22 protein-coding genes are annotated in these 25720 nt (G+C 68.9%); 7 read left to right on the top strand and 15 right to left on the bottom strand.

Annotated features, from left to right (window positions below):
• Window positions 1-385: 385 nt before the first annotated feature.
• Window positions 386-1528, top strand: coding sequence for a thiamine pyrophosphate-dependent enzyme (locus tag NL114_RS12755; protein WP_254821300.1), 1143 nt, complete (start codon window positions 386-388; stop codon window positions 1526-1528).
• A 67-nt stretch (window positions 1529-1595) separates the two neighbouring features.
• Window positions 1596-2906, top strand: coding sequence for a HEAT repeat domain-containing protein (locus NL114_RS12750; RefSeq protein WP_254821299.1), 1311 nt, complete (start codon window positions 1596-1598; stop codon window positions 2904-2906).
• Window positions 2907-2921: 15 nt separating this feature from the next.
• On the opposite strand, the gene NL114_RS12745 is transcribed toward NL114_RS12750, so the two are convergent.
• The 4 genes from NL114_RS12745 to NL114_RS12730 form a co-directional block, all read right to left on the bottom strand.
• Window positions 2922-4562: a winged helix-turn-helix transcriptional regulator gene (locus NL114_RS12745; protein WP_254821298.1), complete on the bottom strand. Its 1641-nt coding sequence runs from the start codon at window positions 4560-4562 to the stop codon at window positions 2922-2924.
• Window positions 4563-4833: 271 nt separating this feature from the next.
• Window positions 4834-7197 carry a S8 family serine peptidase gene (locus tag NL114_RS12740; protein ID WP_254821297.1) on the bottom strand — a complete coding sequence of 788 codons (2364 nt, stop codon included), beginning with the start codon at window positions 7195-7197 and terminating at the stop codon, window positions 4834-4836.
• 175 nt (window positions 7198-7372) lie between these two features.
• Window positions 7373-8686 (bottom strand): S8 family serine peptidase, encoded by a 1314-nt coding sequence (locus NL114_RS12735; protein WP_254821296.1) that lies wholly within the window; start codon window positions 8684-8686, stop codon window positions 7373-7375.
• Between the two features lie 106 nt (window positions 8687-8792).
• The gene (locus NL114_RS12730; protein ID WP_254821295.1) at window positions 8793-9317 is read right to left on the bottom strand and encodes a deoxyuridine 5'-triphosphate nucleotidohydrolase; all 525 of its coding nucleotides are present in this window, start codon (window positions 9315-9317) and stop codon (window positions 8793-8795) included.
• Between the two features lie 463 nt (window positions 9318-9780).
• On the opposite strand from NL114_RS12730, the gene NL114_RS12725 reads away from it, so the two are divergent.
• The 4 genes from NL114_RS12725 to NL114_RS12710 all read left to right on the top strand — a co-directional run bounded on the left by NL114_RS12725 (window position 9781) and on the right by NL114_RS12710 (window position 14151).
• Window positions 9781-10905, top strand: coding sequence for a tRNA (guanine(26)-N(2))-dimethyltransferase (locus NL114_RS12725; protein WP_254821294.1), 1125 nt, complete (start codon window positions 9781-9783; stop codon window positions 10903-10905).
• A gap of 72 nt (window positions 10906-10977) precedes the next feature.
• A complete protein-coding gene (locus tag NL114_RS12720; protein ID WP_254821293.1) occupies window positions 10978-11838 on the top strand; it encodes a YihY/virulence factor BrkB family protein in 861 nt (286 codons plus the stop codon).
• A gap of 107 nt (window positions 11839-11945) precedes the next feature.
• Window positions 11946-13214, top strand: coding sequence for a YihY/virulence factor BrkB family protein (locus tag NL114_RS12715; protein WP_254821292.1), 1269 nt, complete (start codon window positions 11946-11948; stop codon window positions 13212-13214).
• Window positions 13215-13218: 4 nt separating this feature from the next.
• The gene (locus NL114_RS12710) at window positions 13219-14151 is read left to right on the top strand and encodes a phosphatase PAP2 family protein (RefSeq protein WP_254821291.1); all 933 of its coding nucleotides are present in this window, start codon (window positions 13219-13221) and stop codon (window positions 14149-14151) included.
• Between the two features lie 259 nt (window positions 14152-14410).
• On the opposite strand, the gene lrp is transcribed toward NL114_RS12710, so the two are convergent.
• Window positions 14411-14866, bottom strand: a complete 456-nt coding sequence (gene lrp, locus NL114_RS12705) for an HTH-type transcriptional regulator Lrp (RefSeq protein WP_254821290.1) — start codon at window positions 14864-14866, stop codon at window positions 14411-14413.
• Window positions 14867-15116: 250 nt separating this feature from the next.
• On the opposite strand from lrp, the gene glnA reads away from it, so the two are divergent.
• Window positions 15117-16469, top strand: a complete 1353-nt coding sequence (glnA, locus tag NL114_RS12700; RefSeq protein WP_254821289.1) for a type I glutamate--ammonia ligase — start codon at window positions 15117-15119, stop codon at window positions 16467-16469.
• A 145-nt stretch (window positions 16470-16614) separates the two neighbouring features.
• Here glnA and NL114_RS12695 read toward each other — a convergent pair whose 3' ends face one another.
• The 10 genes from NL114_RS12695 to NL114_RS12650 form a co-directional block, all read right to left on the bottom strand.
• Window positions 16615-17025 carry a DUF6276 family protein gene (locus NL114_RS12695; RefSeq protein WP_254821288.1) on the bottom strand — a complete coding sequence of 137 codons (411 nt, stop codon included), beginning with the start codon at window positions 17023-17025 and terminating at the stop codon, window positions 16615-16617.
• A 60-nt stretch (window positions 17026-17085) separates the two neighbouring features.
• Window positions 17086-17781: a V-type ATP synthase subunit D gene (locus tag NL114_RS12690; protein WP_254821287.1), complete on the bottom strand. Its 696-nt coding sequence runs from the start codon at window positions 17779-17781 to the stop codon at window positions 17086-17088.
• Window positions 17782-17836: 55 nt separating this feature from the next.
• Complete coding sequence (locus NL114_RS12685) at window positions 17837-18478, bottom strand: DUF7504 family protein (RefSeq protein WP_254821286.1); 642 nt, start codon at window positions 18476-18478, stop codon at window positions 17837-17839.
• A gap of 62 nt (window positions 18479-18540) precedes the next feature.
• The gene (locus tag NL114_RS12680) at window positions 18541-19962 is read right to left on the bottom strand and encodes a wax ester/triacylglycerol synthase family O-acyltransferase (RefSeq protein ID WP_254821285.1); all 1422 of its coding nucleotides are present in this window, start codon (window positions 19960-19962) and stop codon (window positions 18541-18543) included.
• Between the two features lie 187 nt (window positions 19963-20149).
• Window positions 20150-21577: an ATP synthase subunit B gene (locus tag NL114_RS12675; RefSeq protein WP_254821284.1), complete on the bottom strand. Its 1428-nt coding sequence runs from the start codon at window positions 21575-21577 to the stop codon at window positions 20150-20152.
• 2 nt (window positions 21578-21579) lie between these two features.
• Window positions 21580-23349 (bottom strand): ATP synthase subunit A, encoded by a 1770-nt coding sequence (locus NL114_RS12670; protein WP_254821283.1) that lies wholly within the window; start codon window positions 23347-23349, stop codon window positions 21580-21582.
• A gap of 3 nt (window positions 23350-23352) precedes the next feature.
• Complete coding sequence (locus NL114_RS12665) at window positions 23353-23673, bottom strand: V-type ATP synthase subunit F (protein WP_254821282.1); 321 nt, start codon at window positions 23671-23673, stop codon at window positions 23353-23355.
• Entirely contained in the window at window positions 23670-24728 is a 1059-nt protein-coding gene (locus NL114_RS12660) for a V-type ATP synthase subunit C (protein ID WP_254821281.1), read from the bottom strand. Before NL114_RS12660 ends, NL114_RS12665 begins: the two co-directional genes overlap by 4 nt.
• Entirely contained in the window at window positions 24725-25309 is a 585-nt protein-coding gene (locus NL114_RS12655) for a V-type ATP synthase subunit E (RefSeq protein WP_254821280.1), read from the bottom strand. The genes NL114_RS12660 and NL114_RS12655 overlap by 4 nt, the downstream gene beginning before the upstream one ends.
• A 23-nt stretch (window positions 25310-25332) precedes the next feature.
• Entirely contained in the window at window positions 25333-25587 is a 255-nt protein-coding gene (locus NL114_RS12650; RefSeq protein ID WP_254821279.1) for a F0F1 ATP synthase subunit C, read from the bottom strand.
• Window positions 25588-25720 lie beyond the last annotated feature (133 nt).

Raw genomic sequence — 25720 nt, 5'->3', positions numbered from 1 at the left:
TCGGACGGGCGCGCGCTGGCGGCTGTGCCGGCGGCCAGCCGCCTCTACACGTGCGAGGGCCGAGGAGCACAGCGACCGGAGCGAAGCGGAGGGAGCGAGCACCGCAGGCGGATGGGGAGGTGTGAGGCCCACGGAGCAGACTGACGAACGAGAGACCTGGCGGAATCGAAGGGCGAGGGCTTCGCAGCTGGTTCCATCGCCGCCGTCACCGGCAAACGGGAGAGTACGATGGCTTCGGAGACCCGAATTGAAATCCAAACCAGGAAACAAGCACATAATAGAGTATCCTGGTTCCCAAATTTTTACATATTCGACAAAGCCGACCATTACCAAGTGTATCGTCATCACCCAAACGGCTAACCCGGCCGCAGAACACCCACCCTCCATGTACCGCGTCATCGGGGAACGCCCCCTCGCGGACACCTCGCTCGACGAGAGCGACGTCCGCGCCCTCCTCCGCGACGTGATCCGCGCCCGCGTCTTCGACGAGCGCGCCCTCTCGCTCCAGCGCCGGGGCTGGATGTCCGGCTACCCACCCTACCGGGGGCAGGAGGGCTCGCAGGTGGCAGCCGCCCACGCCATGCGCGAGGTCGACTGGCTGTTCCCGACCTACCGGACGAACGCGATGGCGCTCGCCCGCGGGGTCCCCATGAGCGACGTGCTCCTGTTCCGGCGCGGCTATCCGGAGTTCGTCTCCGACCACGAGGTGCGGCTCTTCCCGCAGGCCGTCCCCATCGCCACGCAACTGCCCCACGCCGTCGGCTTCGGGATGGCCATCGACTACCGGAACGCCGTGGCCCCCGACCCGCCGCCGGACATCCCGGGGGACACGAGCGAGCGCGACGGCGCGGTCGCCGCCGGGCTCGTGGATCCCACCGACGGCCCGACCGACGAGGCCGTCGTCGCGTACCTGGGCGACGGGGCGACCTCCGAGGGCGACACCCACGAGGCGATGAACTTCGCCGGCGTGTTCGGCACCCCGGTGCTGTTCCTCTGCGAGAACAACGGCTGGGCCATCTCGACGCCGCGCGAGCGACAGACCGCGGCCGACAGCATCGCGGAACGGGCCGAGGCGTACGGCTTCGAGGGCCGACAGGTCGACGGGACGGACCCGCTGGCGGTCCACGAGGTCGTGACGGAGGCGCTCGCGAGCGTGCGGGACGGCGAGCCGATGCTGGTCGAGTCGCTCGTCCACCGACACGGTCCCCACACGACGAGCGACGACCCCTCGCGGTACGAGGACCGCGCCGAGGTGGCCGCGTGGCGCAAGCGCGACCCCCTCGACCGGCTCGCCGCGTTCGCCCGCGAACAGGACATCGCGGACGAGGCGTTCGTCGAGTCGGAGCACGACCGGGCCGAACGCGAGGCCGACGAGGCCGTGGCGACCGCCGAGGCGACCGCACCGCCCGCGGTCGCGGACCTGTTCGACCACTCGTACGCCGACCTCCCGCCTCGGGTCCGAGAACAGCGCGCGTGGCTCCGCGAGCGTGCCGACGAAGTCGAGCCCGGCGGGCCGGCGTGGGAGTGAGCCACCCGTGTCACGGCACACCGTCCCACCGACAGTTACACTTCGGGGCCCGCCGTATCGGAGGTGAATGGGAGTGCCGAACGACCGTATCACGGCGCTGCTTGATGGTGAGACCGTCGAGCGACGCCGGGAGGCGGCGTCCCAGCTGGTGGCGACAGCGACGGAGACCCCCGGCATCATGGCCCCGGCCATCGACCGGATCGTCGGTGCGCTGACCGACCGCGACGACCGGGTCCGAACGGCGGCCGCACGTATCTGTTTCGAGGTCGGCACCCACGACCCGACCGTTGTCGAGCCGCTGCTGGACGACCTGCTGCAGGGGCTGACCGACCCCGTGGCCAGTGTCCGCGCGAACGTCGCCCGGCCCGTCGCGGCGGTCATCGTCCGGGACCCGGCGGCCCACCACTCGACGGCGGCCACGCTCCGGGACCGGCTCGACGACGAGTCCGAGAGCGTCCGCCACAGCGTCGCGTGGGCGCTGGAGTGGCTCGCGACCCGCCACCCGGCGGTCGTTCCGGCGGCCCGGTTGACCGACCTCCTCACGGACGAGCACCCACCGGTCCGCAAGCACGCCGCGCGGCTCTGTGCCCTCCTCCCGCAGGCGGACGGGACGCGACACGAGCGACTGGTCGGCCTGCTGAGCGACGAGTCAATCCCCGTCCGCCGGGCCGCCTGCCTCGCCCTCGGCGCGGCCGGGCGACTCGACACGGGGGCGGGCTCGCGGTCGGTGCTTGCACAGGTCTCCCGGACGGACCTGAACGATGGGGTCCGGCGGGCGGCCCGCCGCGCGGTCCGGGAGTCCGTCTACGAGTCGACCACAGCGGTGGCGGACCCCGCATCCGACGCGAGCGCGCTGGCGGCCGTGCTGGTCACCGGCGAGCGCGCGCTCGGGCGCTGGGTCCGCGTCGACGACCCGAACGTCACCGTCCGGGGCGGCCGGTTCCGTGGGACCGTAGAGGCCGTCGACTCGCTGAAAGGCGTCATCACCCTCCGGAACGAGCCAGTCGGTTACACGCTGGAACTCCGTCGCAGCAGCGACGGCTGGACCGGGACCTACGAGGGTGCCGAACGGACCGGGAGGCTGGACCTCCGCCCGACCACCGCCCGGAAGCTGGACACCGCCCGGACGCCGCTGCGCTACGCGGTCGAAGGGGACCGCCTCGGGTTCGAGGTTGAGGGGACACCTCACTCCATCGAGGTGACCGACCGCGACACCGAGACCGGACGGCTCCGGGGCGAGAACTGGATGCAGGGCTACACCGTCGAGTTCCGCCCGGAGACGACCGGCCCGGTGCGGGCGCTGTTCGAGCGTGGCCGGGCCTTCGAGGCGACGGACATCGCGCTGCTGACGGAGGACGGGAGCGACCTCAAGGAGTAGGAACGGAACCGGAGGTCAGTCGGAGGCCATCGCCTCGCCGGCGGCCGGGCTCTCGGCACGGCGCTCGTCCGGCTCCAGCATCGTCCGCGCAGCGGCGGTCAGCTTGTTCATCACGGCGCGTCCGTCGCGTTCGCGGACCACGACCTCGTCCTCCTCCAGCCGCTGGACGTGGTGCGTGACCGTGCTCGGGTCCTTCCCGAGTTCGTCGGCGAGGTCGCTGACCGAGGCGGCACCGAGGCGTGCGAGCGCATCGATGACCGCCGCCGTCGAGTCGTCGTTCATCGCGGCCGCCAGTTCGACACCCTCCGTGTGCGCGGGGTAGAACCGGCGCTTGCCGCGGACCTTCGCCCCGCTGACCAGGTCCTCGCGCTCCAGCACGCGGATGTGGTGCCGGGCCGTCGACAGCGGGATGTCGGCCCGCTCTGCGATCTCCGAGAGGTACGTCCCCGGCGAGTCCTCGACGACCTCGAACATCGCCTCGCGGGCGTCGTGTTCGAGCGGGTCCGAATCGTCGTACCGGGAGTAGCGGAACGGCGCCAGCATCCGGACGAGACGGTCCAGATAGCTGGAGCCAGGCATCGCCGCCGCGGTGGTCCGGGCGGTCGTCTCGAGGCTCCCCGTCATGCCCGAGAGCGCACCCGACTGGCGGGCGGCCACGGCCGCGGCGGCCCCGAGAAGCCCGACCATCGCGCCCGCTCCGCCCGGGCCGCCGGGGATGTCCTCCGGCGAGATGGGGGCGTCGAACCCGACAGCGTTCCGCCGCGTCGCGCCCGTGTCACCGCCCCCGTCCGTGTCGGCATCGGCGGCTCGTGGCTCGATTGCCGCCGTGTCGTCGTCGACCGGGGCGACCGGGTCACGGGGCTCGGTCGACTCCACCCGCGCGGCCTCGGCCGTCGCGTCGGTGGTCCCGCTCGTCCCCACGGTGAACCGGTCGCCGGTGTCGCTCAGGGCGTCGGAGACCGTCGTGAGGGTCGTCGCAACTCCGTCCGTCGTCCCGCCGGTGGCAGTCAGCCGGAGGATCGGGTCGTCGCTGGCGGTCAGCTCGATGAGCTCGACCTCGTAGGTGGTTCCGCTCGTGGAGGAGGTCGCATCCACGTCCACGAGGTCGGTCTCGCTGACCGTCCCACTGTCGAGGGATGCCGTCGTCGAGTCGGACACCAGCGTCGGCAGCGACTGCCGGAGCAACGTGTCGTCGCCCTCGCTGGGGAGTATCTCCTCGTCGGAATCGTCCTCGGAGCCGAACGAGTCCGACGAGTCGGATTCCTCGGACTCATCGTCCGACCCCAACGAATCCGATGAGCCCGAATCGGACGAGGACGTGTCCGAGGAGGAGTCGCCGCCACTGGTCGTCGTGTCACCGCTCGTGTCGGTGCCGGAGCCCGACCCCGAATCCGAGTCCGAGTCGGAGCCCGAATCCGACCCCGAGTCGGAGTCAGAAAGCAAGCTATCCCCGGATTCCGAGTCGGAATCCGACGACAGGCCATCGGAGCCGTTGGTATCGCTATCGGACGAACCGGAGAGCCCATCGCCGAAACCGTCCCCACTCGAGCCGTCGTCGTGGGGACCGACGGCTACGGCAGCCGGCGCCACGAGCGACAGCCCGAGCAGGAGGGTGACGAGGACCACCAGTCCACGTCGTGTACGTGCGTAGTTCATTGCACCACCGGGGGACCGCTGGCAGTTGTCACCGATACCCGACAGAACAGGATAGGTGTTTGGGTGCGCATGTACGGGTGTTTATGTTATTTATACGCATCTCGGCGGAACCGGCGTCGAGCCGGGCCGGAACCGGACACCTGTCGGCGATGGGACCGCCCGAATAGCAAGTCGGGGGAGCGGGAGCGAGATATCGGACAGGACCGTCGTGCCGGTCGTTTCCAGCCAGCATGTTTCGGCGAGGCTCGCCGGTTCCGAGTGGACCGTCCGGTCAGAGCGGCGACCCGGTCCCCACGGCGGCGACGTACTCCGTGCTGGAGGTCCCGGAGACCGGGACGAAGCCGGTGGTGTCGGTCCGGCCCGAGGACTCCTTGACCTCCGTCGGCCCGAGGGAGTACTGGTTGCTCGCAGCCGGGTCGCTCGGCGCCTCGACGAAGAAGGAGAACTCCGCCGTCTTCCCCTTCGTGGTCGCCCCGTTCACCATCCCCGTGTCGAAGGAGACCTCCGTCTCGCTCTCCTTCGTCACGCCCTCGTTCGTGCCGACGACCGTCCAGCCGTCGGGCAGTTGCTCGCGGGCGGCGTCCACGTTGTGACTGAGCGTCTCGATGGTGACGGTGACCTGGTTCGTCCCGCCGGCCGTGAACACCTGCCCGTCGTCCTGGCGGGACCCGGTCGCCGAGAGCGTGACCGGCTCGTCACCGAGCGGCGCGAGATTGATTTGCTCGTACGTCGGGACGTTGCCCGGTTCGGCGAACGTCTCGATGGTCCGGACAGCATCGACCAGTCCCGCACCGGCGTTGTACGGCGTGTACGCCGGCTCGGCGTTCGGGTTGGCGCCCCCCTCGATGAGCCGGATGACCTCCTCGGGGTCGGGGTACTCGCCGCCGTTGTTCCGGTAGTAGGCCTCGATGACCTGTGCGGTCACCCCGGCGGTGACCGGACACGACATCGACGTGCCCGAGAGCGCCGAGTAGAAGACGCCGGTGTCGGCGGGCGTCGCGCCGTAGCTGGCCTCCAGCGCCTTCAGCGCGGAGGCACCCATCGTCGAGACGACGGCGCTGCCGGGCGCGATGACGCTCGGCCGGTAGACACCGTACGGACCGGTCGGCGGGTCCGCGGACTGCTTGCGCTCGACGATGTCGATGGTCCCGGTCGCCTGCACGGCGGCGTACGGGATGATCTCGAAGAAGTACGTCGCATCGGGGTCGACCTGCGCGGACAGCACCTCGGGGTTGTTGAGCGAGGCCGCGGAGCTCTCGACCGGGCCGTCCTCGCTGCCCTTCCGGAGGTTGATGTCGAGGTCCTGGCCCGGCGGGTTCCAGGAGATGGTCGCCTCGATGGAGCCGACGCCGTCGTTCTTCGGCGTGTACTCCACGTACGTCGGCGAGCCGACCTTCGCGCCGTCGGCGGCGACACTCGCGTCGGCCCCGGGACCGGCCGTGAACGAGAGCGAGTCGGGCTGCTTCTCGTCGGCGAACGCCTCGGCGGAGCTGCTCTCGCGGTTGAACTCGTTGACGTTGGCCAGCGCGTCCCGTCGGTCCTCACCGGTGAAGCCGCCCTCGCCGTTCGGGAACTGGTTCCAGCGGGCGCCCTCGCTCTCGGGGTTCTGCTGGCCGTAGTTCGCCGTCCGACCGCGCGAGGAGAAGCTCGTCGGCTTCGTCGTCGCGTCGATGCCCTCGCCCTGGCCGTCGTGGCTGGCGGCGATACAGAGGATGTGGGGCGCGGTCTTCGCGCCACCCAGCGTGTTCGTGCCCGGGCCGCTGTTGCCGGCCGAGGAGACGACCGTGATGCCGGCGTCGAACGCCCGCCACGTCGCGCGCTCCTGGCCGCCGGCGGGGTTGAAGTCGTTCCCGCCGGAGGAGCCGTAGGAGTTCGACGTGATGTGGAGCTCCTCGCCGAGGCCGCCCTCCTCGACGGGCGCCGTGAGCGTGCCGAGGATGTGGTTGTACGCGGCGACCGCGTTGAGGATGAACAGCCCTGCACCCGTGGAGTAGACCGTCAGGTCGGCGTCGGGGGCCATCCCCTCGTGTTCGGGGTTCCGGTTCCCCTCGCCGACGACCGACCCGGAGCAGTGGGTGCCGTGGCCGATGTCGTCCGTGTCGGCAGGGCCGACGTCCGTCCAGGCCGTGTCCGCGCTCAGCGGGTCCTGGAACTGGTAGTTGTGTCGCAGGCGGTCCTGGAGGTCGGGGTGGTAGGCGTCGACCCCGCTGTCGATGACGGCGACATGGACCCCGTCGCCCGTGTAGCCCAGGTCGAAGCGCTCCTGGGCCTCGCCGGCCGTCGTGGCGACCTGTGCGTCACCGTTGTGGTAGTCGATACGGCGGTTGGCCTCGACGTACTGGACCCGGTCGAGACTGGCGATGGCTCGAAGCGCCGTCCCCGTCGCCCGCGTGTAGACGATATCGAGGGCCTCCATCTCGTAGGTCCCGTCGGGGAGGTCGAACCGGTCGAGGGCGTCGTAACTGGCACCGGGCTCGAACACGACCAGTGCCCCCTGCAGGTCGTCGCTCTCCGCGTCGATACCGTCACCGAGAGCGGCGTGCACGGTGTCGGCGGCCGCTCCCGTCGTCGAGAACAGGGCACCACCCGCAGCGGCACCCGCACCCTTCAGCACAGTCCGCCGGTTTGCGTCCATACCCCATCACTACGGAGGCGACCCTAAACGGATTGAGACAAACCCGTCCAAAGGTAACTCTGTAACTCCCCCGAACGACAGATTCCAGCAGATATTGGCACACAATAGCACGCCCATTCGCGAGGAACCACCGATATCTTTGGAACAGCCGGTCAGGCAGGAACGGAGTGGTCGGTCAGGCCCAGTCGCCGTCGGCCGCCCGCCCGACCGCCGCGTCGGCATCGACGAAGCCCGCGCCGGTCTGGTGCGGTTCGTGGCCGGCGTCGGCGGCGGTCGCCTCGATGGTCCGGATGACATCGAGCGGGTCGGCGTCACCGCCCGCCGCATCGAGCATCAGCGCCGCGATGCCGGAGACGGCCGGGCAGGCCATCGACGTGCCGGAGATGGCGGCGTAGAAGGCGTCGGCGTCGGGCGCCGTCGCCTGAAGCGCGTCACCCGGCGACATCGTGCTGTTGACCAGATTGCCCGGGGCGGCGATCCCCGGCCGGTAGAGGCCCGTCCCGTTCGCGAGCGCGGTCGAGCGGTCGTGGGCGCCGTCCGGGCGGCCCCGCGAGGAGAAATCCGTCACGTTCCGGTCGTCGTCGGTGGCGGCCACGCCGAGGACCCACGGTGCCTTCGCGTAGTCGTTGAGCGTGTTCACCGACGGACCGTCGTTACCCGCGGCGAACACGGTGAGCAGGCCGTGGTCGTAGGTGGCGGTCTCGGTCGCCACGTTGAGCGGCGTCGTCGGGTCGAAGTCCTCGCCCGAGGCCGCGCCGTAGGAGTTCGACACCACGTCCACCGACCCGGCGTGCGTCGCGAGGAGGTGGTCGTACGCGGCGGTGGACTTGAGGACGGTGACGGCCGCGCCCGTCGAGTAGCCCGTCAGCGTCACGCCGGGGGCCATCCCGCCGTCCACGTCGCCCTGGCCGGCGACGGTGCCCGAGCAGTGGGTCCCGTGGCCGAGTTCGTCCGTGTCGAGGTCGTGTGCGGGCGCCCACAGCGTCGGCGACCCGAGCGGGTTGCCCGACCACTGGTAGTTGCGCTCGACGACGAGGTCCGGGTGGGTGGCGGCGACGCCGCTGTCGATGACCGCGACGTGCACGCCGGACCCGTCGACGGCCTCGTTCGAGCGGGCGGCGTTCGTGCCGGTCACCTGGGCCACGTCCTCGTTGAAGTACTCGAGGGTCCGGTTCGCGGCGACGTAGCGGACGCCGTCCAGCGTCGCCACCTCGCGTAGCACCGGCCCCGGCGCGGTGAGATACACCAGCGGGAGGACGTCGTAGGCCCGCGTCTCGGCGTCGGCGTCGAGGCCGGCGATGCGGTCGGCCACGGCTGCGACCCCGGCCGCGGGGTCGACGACCGCGATGGCCTCCTCGCTGGCCGCCGCGAGGTCCAGTTCGTCGTCGAGCGGGAGCGACTCGGTCGCGGTCGCGGCGCCTGCACCCAGTGCCACGGCGCCGGCCGCACCCGCGCCCTTCAGGAAGGTCCGCCTGCCGGTATCTGCCATTGCCCGACCGTGGGGGGAACATGGCGTAGCCGTGTTGCAGTCGATTACCGGTCGTTTATCCAGTGGACCCGGTCGACGACACCCGATTCTGCCGTTGAACGCCCGTTCAGACGTTCTCGCCCTGATAGTCGCCGTCGTACGCGCCGGTGTGTTCGGCCTCGGCGAGCACGAGCTGGGCGACCCGGGCGCCCGTCTCGATGTCGATATCGTGGCCGACCTGCAGGAGGCCCTCGCCCTTCCCCTCGTACCCGGCGTCCCAGACCGCCGTGTTCAGCATACAGGAGTTGCGCAGGAGCGACGAGCGCGGGTAGAGGAAGCCGACGTGGCCCTCGGGGATCTCGATGATCTCGGCGTACCGGACGACGTAGTTGCCGGGCGTGAGCCGGTACCCCTCGCGGTCGGGCTCGTCCTGGTCCTCGTGTTCGTAGCCCGCCTCGCCCGCGAGCGGCTCGCCGATGGGTTCGTTCACCTGCTCGTAGCGCGCGCCGACGGACTTCCCGTCGGTGGTGATGCGCCCGGGCTCGCGCTGGCGGAACACCGCCTCCAGCGTGAGGTCCACGCCGTTGGGCTGTACCTGCTCCTCGCTGGTCGGGGTGATGTGCTCGGCGACGAAGGCACCGCTGCGGAACATGGCGGGGAGCGCTCGTCGTGTGGGCTTAGGGATTCGGGTTCTGGCGGATGGGTGGTAGTAGGGTGGCTTCACGACGGGACCGACAGCCACGATGAGAACCAGCTGAAAGCCCCCGCCCGCTCGACCGGCCGCGACTCGCTGCGGTCCTCGGCCTCACTTCGTTCGGCCTGTGGTCCTTGCGTCGTCGGGGCCGAGTCGAGGCGGGTCCCCGGCGAAGTAAGCACCGCAGGGCGTCGCAGGCGCCCGAGGAGCACAACGAGTCGCGGACCCCCGAGCGAGCGGGGGCTTTCGATGGAATCGACCAGAGCACGGAGAGGATATCTATAAACACCAACATATAGACGTAATCCGAAGCGTAGATTCCAGAATACGCCCACAATACCAGAAGATGCGATTCTTCGGGCGGGAACGATGCGACCCACGAACGGAGCCCCTTTGTCCCCGCCTCCACTCTCTCCGGCAAATGGACGTCTCGGAGGGGACAATCACGGTCGAGGTGCCCGAACAGCCCGAGCAGGGCGCGGGCGACGCCGTCTTCTACAACCCGGAGCAGGAGCTGAACCGGGACCTGACGGTGGCGGTGCTGCGGGCCTACCGCGAGCGCGCCGAGGCGGAAGGCGTCGACGGGCCGCCGCCACGCTCGTATCTGGACGCGACCGCCGCCTCGGGCATCCGGGGGGTCCGTGCGGCCGCAGCAGGGTTCGAGGCGACGTGCTGTGACGTGGACCCCGAGGCCGTCGACCTGGCCCGCGAGAACTTCGCGCGCAACGACCTCGACGGCGAGGCGGTCCACCGGGACGCGAACGCGCTGATGCACGAGGAGCGCTTCGACGTGGTCGACCTGGACCCGTTCGGGACGCCCATCCCGTTCGCCGACGCCGCCTTCCGGTCGGCCCGCACGCTCTGCTGTGTGACGGCCACCGATACGGCGCCGCTCTGTGGTGCCCACTTCCAGTCGGGCGTCCGGTCGTACGGTGCCGTCCCGCGGAACACGGATTTCCACGCCGAGATGGGACTGCGGATCCTGCTGTCGGCCCTCGTGCGGACGGCCGCGCGCTACGACGTGGCGGCCGAGCCCGTCCTCTCGCACTCGGCGCCCCACTACGCCCGGACGTATCTCGAACTCACCTCGGGCGCGCAGGCAGCGGACAGCCTGCTGGAGGAACTGGGCCACGTGGACTGGTGCCCGGACTGCTTCTGGAGGACCGCACGGCGTGGGCTCATCCACGACCCCGTCACGGAGTGTCCGGACTGCGAGCGCCCGACCAAACCGGCCGGACCGCTCTGGCTGGGGCGAACCCACGAACCCGACTTCCTCGCTCGTGTCCGCACGCACGTCGACGAGAACGAGATGGGCGCGTCCCGCGCCGTCGGGCGGACGCTGGACCACCTCGACAGCGAGCTCGACGAGCCGACCCACTACGACCAGCACCGGCTGTTCGGGAACTGGAGCGCCCCGGCCATCGGGATGGACGAGTTCATCGAGGAGCTCCACGAGGCCGGCTTCGAGGCCTCGCGGACCCACTACGGCGGGACGACGTTCAAGACGGACGCCGACGTGGCGGAGATGGCCGCCCTGTTCGCCTGAGCGGGCGGGCACCCGGCTGTGACGGGCCGGAGGCCACGGAACCTTTGTACGGCAGGGCCGAACCCGGGCGCAGTGGCAACCACCGACCTCTCGACCGCTGCCCGTGAGCACGTCAGCGAGGCCGTCGACGTCACCCGGAAGGTGGTCGAGCGGGCGCGCAACGAGCGCGTCACCTTCCTGGCGGCAGCCGTCGCCTACTTCGTGGCCGTCTCGCTGCTCCCGCTCGCGGTGGTGGTGGTCATCACCGCCTCGCTTCTCGGCGGGACGGACCTCGCACTGGTCATCATCGGGCAGGTGACCGCCCTGTTCGGCCCCCGGGTCGACGAGCTGCTCTACCGGGTGCTCACCGAGGAGGCCACGGGCGTCCAGGTGACGCTCGTGGGGCTTCCCGTCGTCCTGTGGGGGGCGCTCCGGACGTTCCGGGGGCTCGACGCCGCATTCGAGGAGGTGTACGGCGCCGAGGAGCGCGACTCGCTGCCCGAGGCACTGGTCGATGCTGCCGTCGTCTTCACGACCGTCACCCTCGGCGCCGGGCTGATGGTCCTCGTCGGGTTCGTCGTGAGCGCGACGACGCCCATCGGCACCATCCTCGAACCGCTGGCGCTGTTCGCGGGCCTCGTAGTCGTCTTCTTCCCGATGTACTACCTGTTCCCCAACGTCGACCCGGAGCCGGCGGAGGTCCTGCCGGGGACGCTGTTCACCGCGGCGACGTGGACGCTGTTCCAGGTCGGCTTCCAGTCGGTGCTGGCCGACATCAGCGGGGCATCGAACGTGGGCGTCTCCAGCGCGGGGGCATTCGGCGCCGTCTTGCTCATCCTGACGTGGCTCTACGGCGGGAGCCTCCTGCTGCTGGTCGGGGCGACACTCAACGCCGTCATGGCCGAGCGAGTCGCGGTCGAGGTCGAGGACGACCTGTTCCCCGAGTACGGCTGACCGACCGTGACAGGGCCACAACTCCCGGTGACCGCCCGACGGAACCCGTCCCGACACCAGCCGCCGGTTCCACCCGTTTTATGTGACCGTCTGCCGAACGCCGGGCCATGAACCAGCGGGCGTCGCGACTGGCAGACGTGACCCGGACGACCGTCCGGGCGGTCCGGTCGGACCAGGTCACGTTCATCGCGGCCAGTCTCTCCTACTACGCGTTCATCTCGCTGATTCCGCTGTTGTTGCTGGCCACCGTCGCGGCGAGCGTGTTCGGTGGCGAGCAGCTCGCCGCCGACCTCGCAGACCAGGCCGCCACCGCGTTCGGCGACCAGGCCGGGGACGCCGTCCGGGGCGCGCTCACCTCCGCCGCCGGCCAGGGCGGCGCCACCCTCGTCGGCCTGGCGGTGCTACTGTGGTCCGGACTGAAGCTGTTCCGGGGCATGGATGTCGCCTTCTCGACGGTGTACGGGGCACCGCTCCCGGCGGGTATCATCGAGCAGCTCCGCGATGCGGTCATCACGCTCGTCGCGGTCGGCCTCGGTATCGCCGGGACGGTGGTTCTGGGGTTCCTCATCGCGCAGGTCGACATCCCCGCGCTGGGCATCGACCTCGCGAACGTCATCGGCACGCTCCTGCTCGTCGTGGGGCTGGCGGCGGCCTTCTTCCCGCTCTACTACTTCCTCCCGGCGGGGAACGTCACCCCACGCGAGGCACTCCCGGGGGCCGTGTTCGCCGCCATCGGCTGGACCGCCCTCCAGACGGGGTTCCGGGTCTACGCCGCGGGCGCCGGCACCAGCGCCTACGGCGTCCTCGGGGCCGCACTCCTCCTCGTGACGTTCCTCTACTTCGGCGCCCTCATCCTCCTCGTCGGCGTGGTCCTGAACGCGGCCAACGCGGGGCGGCTGGCGGAGGACGACATCGAGACCGAGATGGAGAGCATCGACAGCGAGAAGCGGGACTCAGACATGACCGAACGAGACACCGAGCTGGACCTGGACATCGACACCGAGGAACTGGACGACGAGGAACTCCGACGAGCGGTCGAGGGGCTCCGCGAGGACCTCGCGGACTTCGAGGAGCGCATCGACGACCGGACCGTCCACCGCGAGGAGATCACGGACGAACTCAAGCGGTACGTCCGCGGGCAGGTCCGCAAGGGGAAAGCCCGTGGCTGGGGCCCCTACCTCGTCCTGCTGTACGGGACCGCGATGACGCTGGGCGCGTTCTACTTCCTCGGCGACATCGCCGCCGTCCTCGCCATGTTCGTCATCTGGCTCTCCACGCTGGGGCTCTACACCCTGATGCTGCTGGTCGGCGCCGGCGTCGGCGCCGCCCGGGCACCGGGGCGCATGAAGGACCGCATCGACGAGTTCCGCTCCTGACCGGATGGTTCCCGGTCGTGACGCGCTCCGTCGGGTCGCCGCCGTGCTCGCGACCCGCGGTGTCGGCCTCGAATCGCTGTTCACCGGCCTCCCCCTCGCGCTGCTGGTCGGCTTCGCCGCCCTGACCCAACTCGGCGACGTGTGGTTCTACTTCCTCACGCTCGCGAGTGCCTACTGGGTCGGTGACACCGTCGCCGGCAGCGACCGCCGGCACGCCGCCTTCCTGCTCGGCTGTGCGCTGACCGCGCTGGCGCTCTCGACGACGCTCAAGGGCTACTTCGTGCTCCCGCGCCCGCCAGGCGCGGGCGTGGCCGTCGGTGCCGACCGGCTCCCCGGCATCCTGCGGGCGTTCTACGTCGATGCCGCGACGGCCGACGGGACCGGGTTCCCCTCCGGGCACGCGCTCGGCGCGGCCCTCGTCTGGGGCGGCGCCGCGCTCACACTGGAGACCGACCGCCGGACGCGGCTCGCGGTCGGGTCGGCAGTCGTGCTGCTGGTGGGCCTCTCGCGCGTCGCGCTCGGCGTCCACTACCTCGTGGACGTGTTCGCGGGCTGGGCTATCGGTGGCGCCGCGCTCGCCGTCCTGCTCCGCGTCGGCGGTGACCGGAACCCGGGACGCGTCTTCTCGCTGGCCGCGCTGGTCGCGCTCGCCGGCGCCATCACCAACTTCGACGCCACGCACCTGACCGCGCTCGGGGCCACGCTCGGGGCGCGCGTCTCGTGGGGGGCGGCCGGCCAGGACGCACTCCGGGTCACCACGAGTCGCCGGACGGGGCTCATCCTCACGGCCGTCGGACTCCCGGTGCTCGGGGGTCCCTTCTTCTACCTCTACGCGGTCGAGCCCGGCCCCACCATCGCGTTCGCCGCCAGCGCGGTCATCATCGCCGGCGTGCTGGTGTTGCCGCTGGTGGGGGACGTGGTCGAGGAACGCGTATAATCTGGACGGAGCAGAAACAAGTGCAGAATCCCACCATTACCACTCAGATACTCGGTAGAACTCTAGAACAGATTCAGAACGAGGAGTGCTGCCGCTGACAATCAGGGCAGTGCGTACGCGCGCCGGAGGCGCGCGTTTTGGTTCGAGAGACGCCTCGGCGTCTCTCGTCATCAGGGGAGAACTTCGCTCTCCCGCAGCCCGTCAGAGATCGAAGAGTTCCGAGGACGGCGAAGCCGCCGAACTCGAGCAGGAAAACGCTCTACTCGAAGTCCAGGTCGAACTGCTCGTGCTCGATGACCGTGTTGAGCACGACGCTGGTGTTGGACTCCTTGATGTCCGGGTCGATGAGCAGCTCCTTGATGCCCTCGTTCATGTGGTCCGTATCGGTGAACTTCCCGATGGCGACGATGTCGTGGTCACCCGTGACCTCGTACACCGAGACCATCTGCCGGTGGTCCTGCAGGCGGTCGGTGATGTCGGGGAGGGCGTCCCCCTCGACCTTGAGCTGGATGATGGCGGTGACGTCGTAGCCGAGTTCGCCGTAGTCGACGACGGGTGTGTAGCCGCGGATGATGCCCTGTTCCTCGAGATCCGAGAGGTGGTTCGAGACGGTCGTGACGGAGACATCGAGGTCCTCGGCGAGGCTGCGGAGCGATGCGCGCCCGTCGTTGAGCAGGGCGTTGATGAGGCGGCGGTCCAGGTTCTCGTAGGTCATACGTTCCCTATCGGGAGAGGGGATTTAGAACTTTATGAACACCCACTTTTTCGCGGAAACGCCTGACGCTCACCTCGAACGACGGGAGCGACCCGGGCGTTGAACTTCGGACAGTTATCCGAGCTGTATCGGACCAAATCTATTCATTCATCCAATAATAGCAGGTATTGCCTCTAGTTCGACGGAGAGAAACTCGCCCAGAGCGCCAGTATTTTATCCAAGGGAGTGTTGGAACCCGGTGACGACGAAAATGACGAACGATAACCTCTCTGCGGAGGCGGAACAGGTGATCGAGGAGATCGAGGAGAAGAACGTCGACTTCCTCCGGCTCCAGTTCACGGACATCCTGGGGACGGTCAAGAACGTCTCCGTCCCGGCCGACCAGGCCGAGAAGGCGTTCACCGAAGGAATCTACTTCGACGGCTCCTCCATCGAGGGGTTCGTGCGCATCCAGGAGTCGGACATGCGGCTCAAGCCCGACCCGGAGACGTTCGCCGTCCTCCCGTGGCGGAACACCGACGAGCACGCCTCCGCGCGGCTCATCTGTGACGTCATCAACACCTCGACGGGCGAACCGTTCGAGGGGGACCCGCGCTACGTGCTGAAGCAGGCCCTCGAGCGGGCCGACGAGCTCGGCTACACGGTCAATGCCGCGCCCGAGCCGGAGTTCTTCCTCTTCGAGGAGGACGAGGACGGCCGCGCGACGACGAAGACCAACGACGCCGGCGGCTACTTCGACCTCGCACCGAAGGACCTCGCCTCGGATGTCCGCCGTGACATCATCTACGGCCTGGAGGACATGGGCTTCGACATCGAGGCCTCCCACCACGAGGTCGCCCAGGGCCAGCACGAGATCAACTTCGAGTACGACGACGCGCTCACCACGGCCGACAACGTCGGCACCTTCCGGACGGTCGTCCGCGCCATCGCGGCCCAGCACGACCTCCACGCGACGTTCATGCCCAAGCCCATCCCGCGCATCAACGGCTCCGGCATGCACACCCACTTCTCGCTGTTCCAGGACGGCGAGAACGCGTTCCACGACGAGGACGACGAGTTCAACCTGAGCGAGACGGCAAAGCAGTTCACCGCCGGTATCCTCGAGCACGCGCCCGCGCTCGCGGCCGTGACGAATCCGACGGTGAACAGCTACAAGCGACTCGTCCCCGGCTACGAGGCACCCGTCTACGTGGCGTGGTCCGATCGGAACCGCTCGGCACTCATCCGCAAGCCCGCCGCGCGCGTCCCGGCAGCCAGCCGCATCGAGGCCCGCTTCCCCGACCCGTCGTGTAACCCCTACCTCGCGTTCGCCGTCCTCATCCACGCCGGTCTCGACGGCATCGAGCGCGGCCTGGAGTGCGACGACCCCGTCCGCGAGAACATCTACGACTTCGACGAGGCAAAGCGCGAGGAGTACGGCATCGAGACGCTGCCGACCAACCTCGGCGAGGCCATCGAGGCGCTCGAAGACGACGAGGAGATCCTCTCCGCGCTCGGCCCACACATCGGCGAGAAGTTCGTCGAGGCCAAGAACGAGGAGTTCCAGGACTACCTGGTCGACGTCTCACAGTGGGAGCTCGACCGGTACCTCGAGACCTTCTGAACGAGCTTTTTTCCGACTCGGGTACCGCTCGTCGCAAAAAACGTTCAGAAAAAAGGCCGCTGGCTCCCTGCGGTCGCCAGCGGAGAAACCGCGCTCCCTGCGGTCGCGCGGTATGCAGTAACTGTCTCTGGAGAGGCCTGCGTCGCTACGCCGCTTCCTCCTCGCTGCCCGCGTTGATGAGCTGCTGGAGCTGCTCCATCCGCCGGTTCAGGTCGACCGCCGGGTCCGTCGAGCCCTGGGTCTGGAGCCGGTCGACGGTCAGGATCGGGTCGACGCCAGCGTCGATGACGACATCCAGCAGTTCCTCGATATCCCGGCGGTTCAGGGCCAGCGAGTCCAGCAGGCCGATGGCGATGGCCATCGGCACGGCCACGTCGGGGTCCTGCGGGAACTCCTCGCCGAGCTGCTCGAAGTCGCCACCACCCTCGTCGGCGGGGTGGAGCCGGAGACAGCGCGAGCAGAGGCCGGCGTGTTCGGTCTCGGCCGGGAGATGGCCACGGTACTCCTCGGACACGTCGAACGTCACGACGGCCGCGTTACAGACGGGGCAGCGCATACCCACCCTTCACGGGCAGGGGTAAAAACCAGTGTGGGTAGCCGGACGTCCAGGGGGCGGTCAGTCGTCGGCGGCGAGCGGCTCCTCGGCCTCGGATTCGGCCTCCTCCTCGGCGCGTTCGGCGGCTTCCTCCTCCTCCTTCTTCGCCTTGATCTTCTTCATCCGGAAGATCTCCTCGCGCTCCTGCTCCTCGAGCTTCTGCTCGATGTACTCCTGGTTCTCGTAGAGCTGGGGGAGGAGCGTGAACTCCAGGGCGTTGACACGGCGCTTGGTGGTCTCGATCTCGGTGAGCATCTTCTTCATCGCCGTCTCCACCTCGGCCGCGAGGATGATGGTCTCCAGCAGCTCCTCGTAGGCCTCGGCGGCCTCGTCGATGCGCGCGGAGGTGCCGACGACGCCGTAGCCACGTTCATCGAGGGACTTCTTCACCTTCGAGGACTCGATCTGCGGGACGACCACGCCCATGATGTTCTTCGACTGGGTCGTGATCTCCGGGTGCTCCTTGAGCGCGGCCGCGGCACCGCGCACGGAGACATCTCCCTCCATCGCGCGCGCCATGTTGATGGCGCGCTGGGCCCGCTCGTAGCGGTCGTCCATCTGATCGCGGACGTCCTGGGCCTGGTCGAGGATGTCCATGAACTCCATGATGAGGCCGTCGCGCTTCTTCTCGAGGGTGTCGTGGCCCCGCTCGGAGAGCTCGATGCGCTCCTCGATAGCCATGAGGTTCTTCCGAGTCGGCTTGACGTCCTTGGCCATTACCGGGTCGTTCCGGGCGGAGCGGCTTAACGCTTTACGAAGGGTGGCGCGCCCCTCAGCCGTCGTCGCCGCCGTCTGCATCCCCGTCGTCGGGGCCGACACCGGTGGACGTGCGGACCTCGACGGCACCGTCACCGAGTTCGACGACGGCGTCGAAGAGGCCCGTCAGCGCCGCGAGGTCCTGGTCCTCCAGCGCGACCGGGTCGACGTGGAAGTGCCCCACGACGCCAGCCGCGTGGAGCCGCTCGACGAGCGGGTGGAGCAGCCGGTAGGCCTCCTCGACCTCCGCGTACTGCAACAGCGCCGTCAGCGAGTCGAAACAGAGTGTCGACGGGCCGTCCGGAAGCGCCGCGATGGCCTCCCCGACGGTGATCTCCAGCCCCGTGAGGTCGTCCGGGTTCTCGACCCGCCGGACGACCGTTCCTGACGCCTCGGTCGCCTCGGTCGTGCCGAGGGCGTCACCGACGGTCACCACCGTCACCAACCGAGGGGAGTTACGGTGGCCTCGGAGCCGGTCGAGCCACTCGGCAGCCGTTCCCCGGTAGGTGACCGCGACGACGCCCGTCGGGCCACCGGCCAGCGAGAGCGTCGTGCAGGCGTTCTCCCGGTCGTCGTGGAGACCCGGGGCACGGACCAGCACTGCCGACGCCCCGGAGACGGCTGACGGAACGCCGGCGAGGTCGGAGAGCTCACGCATTCGAGACTACTAACGATACCGTTCCGGAGAGCATCAAGCCTGCGGTGGGGGTGACGCTACGTTCAGTCGGCCGCCGGAACCGGGTCGATACCGACCTGCTCGGCGATGGCCTCGAACTCGTCGGTGAAGGCCTCGGTCAACTCCGTCGGGTCGTCGATGAGTCCGGCGTCCGAGGCGATACCGACCCGGACATCGCCGTCGTAGCTGTAGATACTGATGCCGAGTCCGACACCCTGCGAGGTCGGCACCCAGAACATCATGTCGCTCACCTCGGCCCCGGCGAAGTGGAACGTGTCGGTCGGCCCCGGCACGTTCGTGATGACCGACGATGCCCGGTTCTGGAACCGCCACATCGCCAGGTCCTGGAACGGCATCGGCAGGTTCCCGACCGTCCGCAGCAGTGTCAGCATCAGCCACGCCTGCGTTCCCTGCCGGAGCGCCCCCGTCCGCTCGCCGATGGCGTCGATACGGCCCTGCACGCTGTCGATGCCGACCGGGAGCTGGAGGAAGCCCAGCCCGAAGGCGTTGCCGAGCTGCTCGTCGCGCCGGTCGAGCGGCTTCAGGTTGACCGGGATGGCCGTCCGGTGCTCGGCGTCCGGGTCGACGTGCCCGTCGTGTGCCTCCATGTAGCGCCGAAGCGCCCCGGTCGTCGTCGCGAGCAGGACATCGTTGATAGTACCGTCGAACGCCCGGCCCACGCGTTTGGCCCGGTCGACATCGATGGGCGCGGTCCAGGCGGCCCGTTTCTTCAGCCCCAGGTCGCCGCTGACCGCGGTCTCGGGCTCCTCCGGGAGGAACATCGACTCCGTACCGATCTTCGCAGCGCGCGCGCCCCGAACGAGGAGGCTCGGCGCCTTCGAGAGCGACGCCAGCACCCCCGGCCCGTCGTCCGCGTCGGCGTCCGGGGCCGAGGTCGAAGCCGACGGGCTGCCCGGCGACGTGGCGTCCTCGTCGGCGGCGTGGTCCGGGGGGGACGGGACCCCCCCGACGGGGAGCTCGATCTCGCTCGGGTCATCCGCCAGCCCGAGCAGGACGTACATCATGGCGAAGCCGTCACCCAGCGCGTGGTGGATACGCATCACCAGCGCGTTGCCGTCGCCCGCCCCCTCGATGAGGTACCCCTGCCACAGCGGCTTGTCGTGGTCGACCGGCTGGCTCAGCAGGTCACCCACGAACGACTGGAACTCGGCCTTGTCCTGTGGCTCCGGGAGCGCGACGTGGTGGAGGTGGCAGTCGATATCGAACTGCTCGTCGACCACCCACGTCGGGCGACGGAACGGCGTGTCCTCGTTGACGACCCGCTGACGGAATCGCCTGAACGGGAGCAGCCGCTCCTTCAGCTGCTGTCGTACCGCCCCGTACGAGACGGGGTCGTCGAAGTGGAGCATCCCCGTGATCGTCATCAGGTTCGTCCGGTCGCCCATCCGGAGCCAGCTGTTGTCCGCCCCCGAGAGCACCTCCCGGTCCGGCGGCTCCTCCGTCACGCCGACCACCCACTGCCGTACGCACGCACCGTCGTCGCCGGTCCCGTCGCTGTCATGTGGTCACGAACAGGATGCCCTGGTAAATGAAACCCGTCGCTGGTGTCGCGGCTGGGCACACCCGCGAGCACAGCTCACAGTCCAGCGCGAGCGGAGAAGGTGATGGAGAACCGGGAGCCGAGCGGTGTCGTCAGTCGGCGGCGACTTCCTCTTCCTCGCCGGCCTCGGTCTCCACGTCCTCGTGGTAGTACTGCTCGATGAGCTCCTCGTCGATGCGGTTGAGCTCGGGCTTCGGGAACATCGAGAGCAGTTCCCAGCCCAGGTCGAGCGTCTCATCGATGTCGCGGTCGGTGCGGAAGCCCTGCTGGACGAACTCCTGCTCGAAGCGGTCCGCGAAGTCCAGATAGAGGTTGTCCCGCTCGGAGAGGGCCTCGCGGCCGACGATGTTCACGAGGTCGCGCAGGTCCTCACCCTCGGCGTACGCGGCGTACATCTGGTCGGAGACGTCGGCGTGGTCCTCGCGGGTGAGGCCCTCGCCGATACCGTCGTCCATCAGCCGCGAGAGGCTGGGCAGCACGTCGATGGGCGGCTTGATGCCCTGACTGTTGAGGTCGCGGTCGACGTAGATCTGCCCCTCCGTGATGTAGCCGGTCAGGTCCGGGATCGGGTGCGTGTCGTCGTCGCCGGGCATCGTGAGGATGGGAATCTGGGTGACAGAGCCCTCGACACCCTCGAGGCGGCCGGCGCGCTCGTACAGCGTCGCGAGGTCGGTGTACATGTAGCCGGGGTAGCCACGGCGACCGGGCACCTCCTCGCGGGCGGCTCCGATCTCACGGAGCGCCTCGCAGTAGTTGGTCATGTCCGTCAGGATGACGAGCACGTGATACCCCTTCTCGAAGGCGAGGTACTCGGCCGTCGTCAGCGCCAGCCGCGGCGTGACCGTCCGCTCGACGGCAGGGTCGTCCGCGAGGTTCATGAAGACGACCGACCGCTCCAGCGCACCGGTGCGCTCGAAGTCGTCCATGAACTCGTTGGCCTCCTCCTGGGTGATACCCATCGCGCCGAAGATGACGGCGAACTCCGAGTCGTCACCCTCCTCGACGTCCTCCGGGACGGTCGCCTGGCGGGCGACCTGCAGGGCCAGTTCGTTGTGGGGGAGCCCCGAGGCCGAGAAGATGGGGAGCTTCTGCCCCCGGACGAGGGTGTTCATGCCGTCGATGGCGGAGACGCCGGTCTGGATGAACTCCTCGGGGTACTCCCGGGCAGTCGGGTTGATCGCCGCGCCGACGATCTCCCGGCGCTCCTCGGGCTCGATGGCCGGCCCGTCGTCGATGGGCTCACCGGAGCCGCTCAGCACACGGCCGAGCAGGTCCTCCGTGAGCGGCATCTTCAGCGTCTCACCCAGGAACCGCACCGAGGAGTTCTTGTCGATACCTGAGGTCCCCTCGAACACCTGGATGGCGACGAACTCGCTCGTCGACTCCAGCACCTGTCCCCGCCGGACCTCGCCGTTCGGTGTCTCGATCTCGACGATCTCGTCGTACCCGACGGGCTCGTCGACCTCGGCGAACACCAGCGGACCGCTGATCTCCGTGATGGTCTTGTACTCTTTCTGCATCGTCAGTACTTCTCCTGCAGTTCGGTCTCGATCTGTTCCTCGACCTCGTCGATGAAGTCGTGGTAGTCCTCGGCGACGCCCATCCGGTTGAGGCGGGGGGCGGCGTCGATGTCGATGATCTCCTCGATGGGGACGCCCGCGTCGAGCGCCTTGAACGCCTCGTCGTTGAACGTCTTGATGGCGCCCAGCATCCGGAACGTCTTCTCCGGTTCGCAGTAGGTGTCGACGTCGTGGAAGGCGTTCTGCTGGAGGTAGGCCTCACGCAGGTAGCGTGCGACCTCCAGCGTGAGCTGCTGGTCCTCCGGCAGCGCGTCCTTCCCGACGAGCTGGACGATCTCCTGCAGCTCGTCCTCCTCGTCGAGGGTGTCGACGGCCCACTGTCGCCGGTCGGGCCAGTCCTCGTCGACGTTGTCCTTGAACCACGGGTCGAGCTGGTCCTGGTACAGCGAGTAGGACTCGTTCCAGTTGATGGAGGGGAAGTGCCGACGCTCCGCGAGGTCGGCGTCCAGCGCCCAGAACGTCTTCACGATACGCAGCGTGTTCTGGGTGACCGGCTCCGAGAAGTCGCCACCGGGCGGGCTGACCGCGCCGATGACCGAGATGGAGCCCTCCGTCTCGTTGAGGTTCTGGAACTTGCCGGCGCGCTCGTAGAACTCGCTGAGGCGCGCGGCCAGGTACGCCGGGTAGCCCTCCTCACCGGGCATCTCCTCCAGCCGGGAGGAGATCTCGCGCATGGCCTCGGCCCACCGGGAGGTGGAGTCGGCCATCAGCGCCACGTCGTACCCCATGTCGCGGTAGTACTCCGCGATGGTGATGCCGGTGTAGACGCAGGATTCCCGCGCCGCGACCGGCATGTTCGACGTGTTCGCGATGAGGCAGGTCCGGGACATGAGCGGGTTGCCCGTGATGGGGTCCTCCAGCTCGGGGAAGTCCTCGATGACCTCCGTCATCTCGTTGCCGCGCTCGCCACAGCCGACGTAGACGACGATGTCCGCGTCGGCCCACTTCGCGAGCTGGTGCTGGGTGACGGTCTTCCCGGAACCGAACGGGCCCGGGATGGCCGCCGTCCCACCCTTCGCGATGGGGAACAGGCCGTCGAGGATGCGCTGCCCCGAAACGAGGGGCGTCGTCGGCGTCTCCTTCTTCGCGGAGGGGCGGGGCTCCCGGACGGGCCACTCCTGGTGCATCGAGATCTCGGCGCCGGTGTCGAGCTCGACGACCGTGTCCTCGACGGTGTGCTCGCCGCCGTTGACCTCGACGACCTCACCGGAGTTGTCCTCGTCACCGCGCTCGGGCGGGACCAGGACCTTGTGCTCGATCTGGACCGTCTCCTGGACGGTGCCCAGGATGTCGCCGGGGGTCACCTCGTCGCCGACCTCGACGGTCGGCTCGAAGGTCCATTCGGCCTCCAGATCGATACCGGGCGCGTCGACGCCACGGTCGAGGAAGGCACCCATCTGCTCCTCGAGGACGTCGAGCGGGCGCTGGACACCGTCGTAGATGGAGTCCAGCATCCCCGGTCCGAGGTCCACGGTGAGGGGCTCGCCGGTGTTCTCGACCGGCTCGCCGGGGGCCACGGCGGACGTCTCCTCGTACACCTGGATGGTGGTCCGGTTGCCCTCGATCTCGATGACCTCACCCATCAGGCCCTCGTCGCCGACGTAGACGACGTCGTTCATCCGCGCGTCCAGGTCCGTCGCCACGACGACCGGGCCACTTACGCTGTCGATGACCCCGTCCGTATCCGGGGTCGTGTCTGTCGCTTGGCTCATGTGTTAGTCCTCCATCAGGTCGATGCCGATCGCGCGCTTGATCTGCTCGCGGAGCGCTCCGCCGCTGGAGTCCCCGCCGAGCGTCACGAGCACGGGCTCGACACTCGTTTCGACGTTGCGTCGGACGGTCCGCGAGAGGTGGTCGAGGTCGTCGTCGTGCATCACGACGATGCCGACGTCGTCGTCCTCGAACAGCTCCGTGACCGCCTCGTCGAGTCGGTCCGCCTTCTCCTCGTCCGGCACGTTCGCGAAGCGCCGGACGCCCGCGAGCCGGAAGCCCGTCGTGAAGTCGGGACTCCCGACCACGCCGATCTCCTGGCTCATAGTACCACCAGTTCCTCGTTGATCTCCTCCTCGCTCAGTCCGGCCTCCCGACCGCGCGCGATGGCGCGGATGTTGTCGATCTCGCGCTCCTTCGCGAGCACGTAGCCGAGCACCGGGCAGACCGAGAGCGGGTAGCGGCTCGATAGCTGCTTCGAGTACTCCAGCAGCGCCGCGTCGAGCGCGTTCTCGAACCCGATGAGGCTCTCGGCCCGCTCGAGGGCGTCGAGGGCCTCGTCGAGGTCGTCGCCGTACGGCGACTCTCGAACACGGGCCGCGAGTTCGTCGGGGTTCTTCGCCAGCTGGCGGAGGTCGCCCTCGCCGAACAGGCGGCCGCCGTCGATGAAGTAGTCCGCCGGGTCGATGTCCGCGCCGGAGTAGGCCAGCCGGAACGCGTTCCGCAGGTTCCGGAAGTCGATCTCCGCGCGCAGGAACTCGATGTACAGCTCCGTCGCACGCCCCGGCTCCTCCGGGAGGTCGTCGAGCAGGTGGCCGTAGAACGCGCGGTCAATGGCGTTCTCCAGTGGCACCAGCTCGCCGCTCTCCTCGTACACCTCGAGCGCCAGCTCGAGCGGCCCGTGGAACATCGTCCCACGGGTCGCCTCGACGGCCTCCTCCATCGAGCCGGCGTCGAGCAGGCGGGTCAGCCGCTCCTCGCCGAACTCGCCGGCCCGGATGAAGTCGTCCTCGACCGACGACCGGTCGGCATCCGAGTAGATGCCACGCAGCGTGGTCTTGACGTTCCAGGCGTCGAACTTCCGGAGGTAGCGGGCGACGTAATCGTACAGCTTCCCGTCCGCCCACCGGAGCAGGTCGTCGAAGTTGTTCGCCAGGTTCCGGTTGAGGGCGTACTCGATGAGGTCGACTCCGCTGTGGCGCGACCCCAGCGCGTTCATCTCCGTCTCGTACTCGGACTCCTCCATGAAGCGGGCGATCTCGCCCGTCCCCATCCGCGTCAGCTTGCGGTAGTCGTCCTCGTCGAACAGCCGAGCACGGCGGGACCGCACCCGCGCGGTGACGTACTCGTAGTTCGAGCCGCCCTGGGTTCGCGTACTCATCGCTCCTCGAACAGGCGCTCGGAGATGGCCCGGAGGTTGTCCTCCCAGACCTCGTCGAGCACCGAATCGAACGTATTGTTCACACGGACGCGGGAGCCCTCGCTCTCGACCACGACGCCGCCGAGGCAGTCGACCGGGTCGCCGACCTCGAAGCCGTCGTAGTCGTCGCAGATCGTCTCCAGCAGGTCGGCGTCGTCCTCACGACCCCGGACGCGGACGGTGTCGGCGTCCTCGAACTCGGGTGCGGCGGCCTCCAGCAGGGTCCGGGTGAGCCCCTCGCGGCGCTCGCCCTCCAGCCCGGCGACCTCCTCCTCGACGTCCTCGCGGACGTCCTGGAGCAGTTCGCGGCGGGCCTCGAGTCGCTCCTGCTTGGCCTCCAGCTTCGCGCTGGAGAGGGCCTGCTCGCGCTCCTGTTCGATGGTCCGCTCGACCTCCTGCTCGGCGTCGGCCTCGATCTGCTCGGCGTCGGCCTCCGCCTCGTCGACGATCTGCTCGGCTCGCTCCTCGCCCTCCGCGCGGATCTCCTCCGCGCGCGTGCGCGCTTCGTCTCGAATGTCCTCTACGACCGTATCAAGGCTCATGAATCGAAAAGTGGGGGGAGCGTTTAGACGACGAAGATGACGACCAGCGCGAGGATCACGAGCGTCTCCGGCAGCACTGTGAGGATGAGCCCGCGACCGAACATGTCGTCGTCCTCGGCGATAGCGCCGACGGCGGCGGCACCGATACCGCGCTCCGCGTAGCCCGCACCGAAGGCGGCGAGCCCGACTGCGAGGGCGGCCGCGGCGGTCGGCGGGATGGCCGGGGCAGGGTTGGTCTGCAGTACGAACGTGACAAGCGCCGTGATGAGTTCCAGCATTGTTTGAGGTTCCTCCGTGGGTAGTCGCTTCCGAACAGGCGGCTATCGGGACAGCCAGCCAATAAAACTTCTCAAACCCACCCGCGGTCTTGCGCACGGTAGCGTGCCTCACGGGCGTGAATCCTCCCGTCGC

This window comes from Haloglomus halophilum, assembly GCF_024298885.1.
Taxonomy (GTDB): domain Archaea; phylum Halobacteriota; class Halobacteria; order Halobacteriales; family Haloarculaceae; genus Haloglomus; species Haloglomus halophilum.
This window is presented reverse-complemented; position numbering and strand designations above follow the sequence as displayed.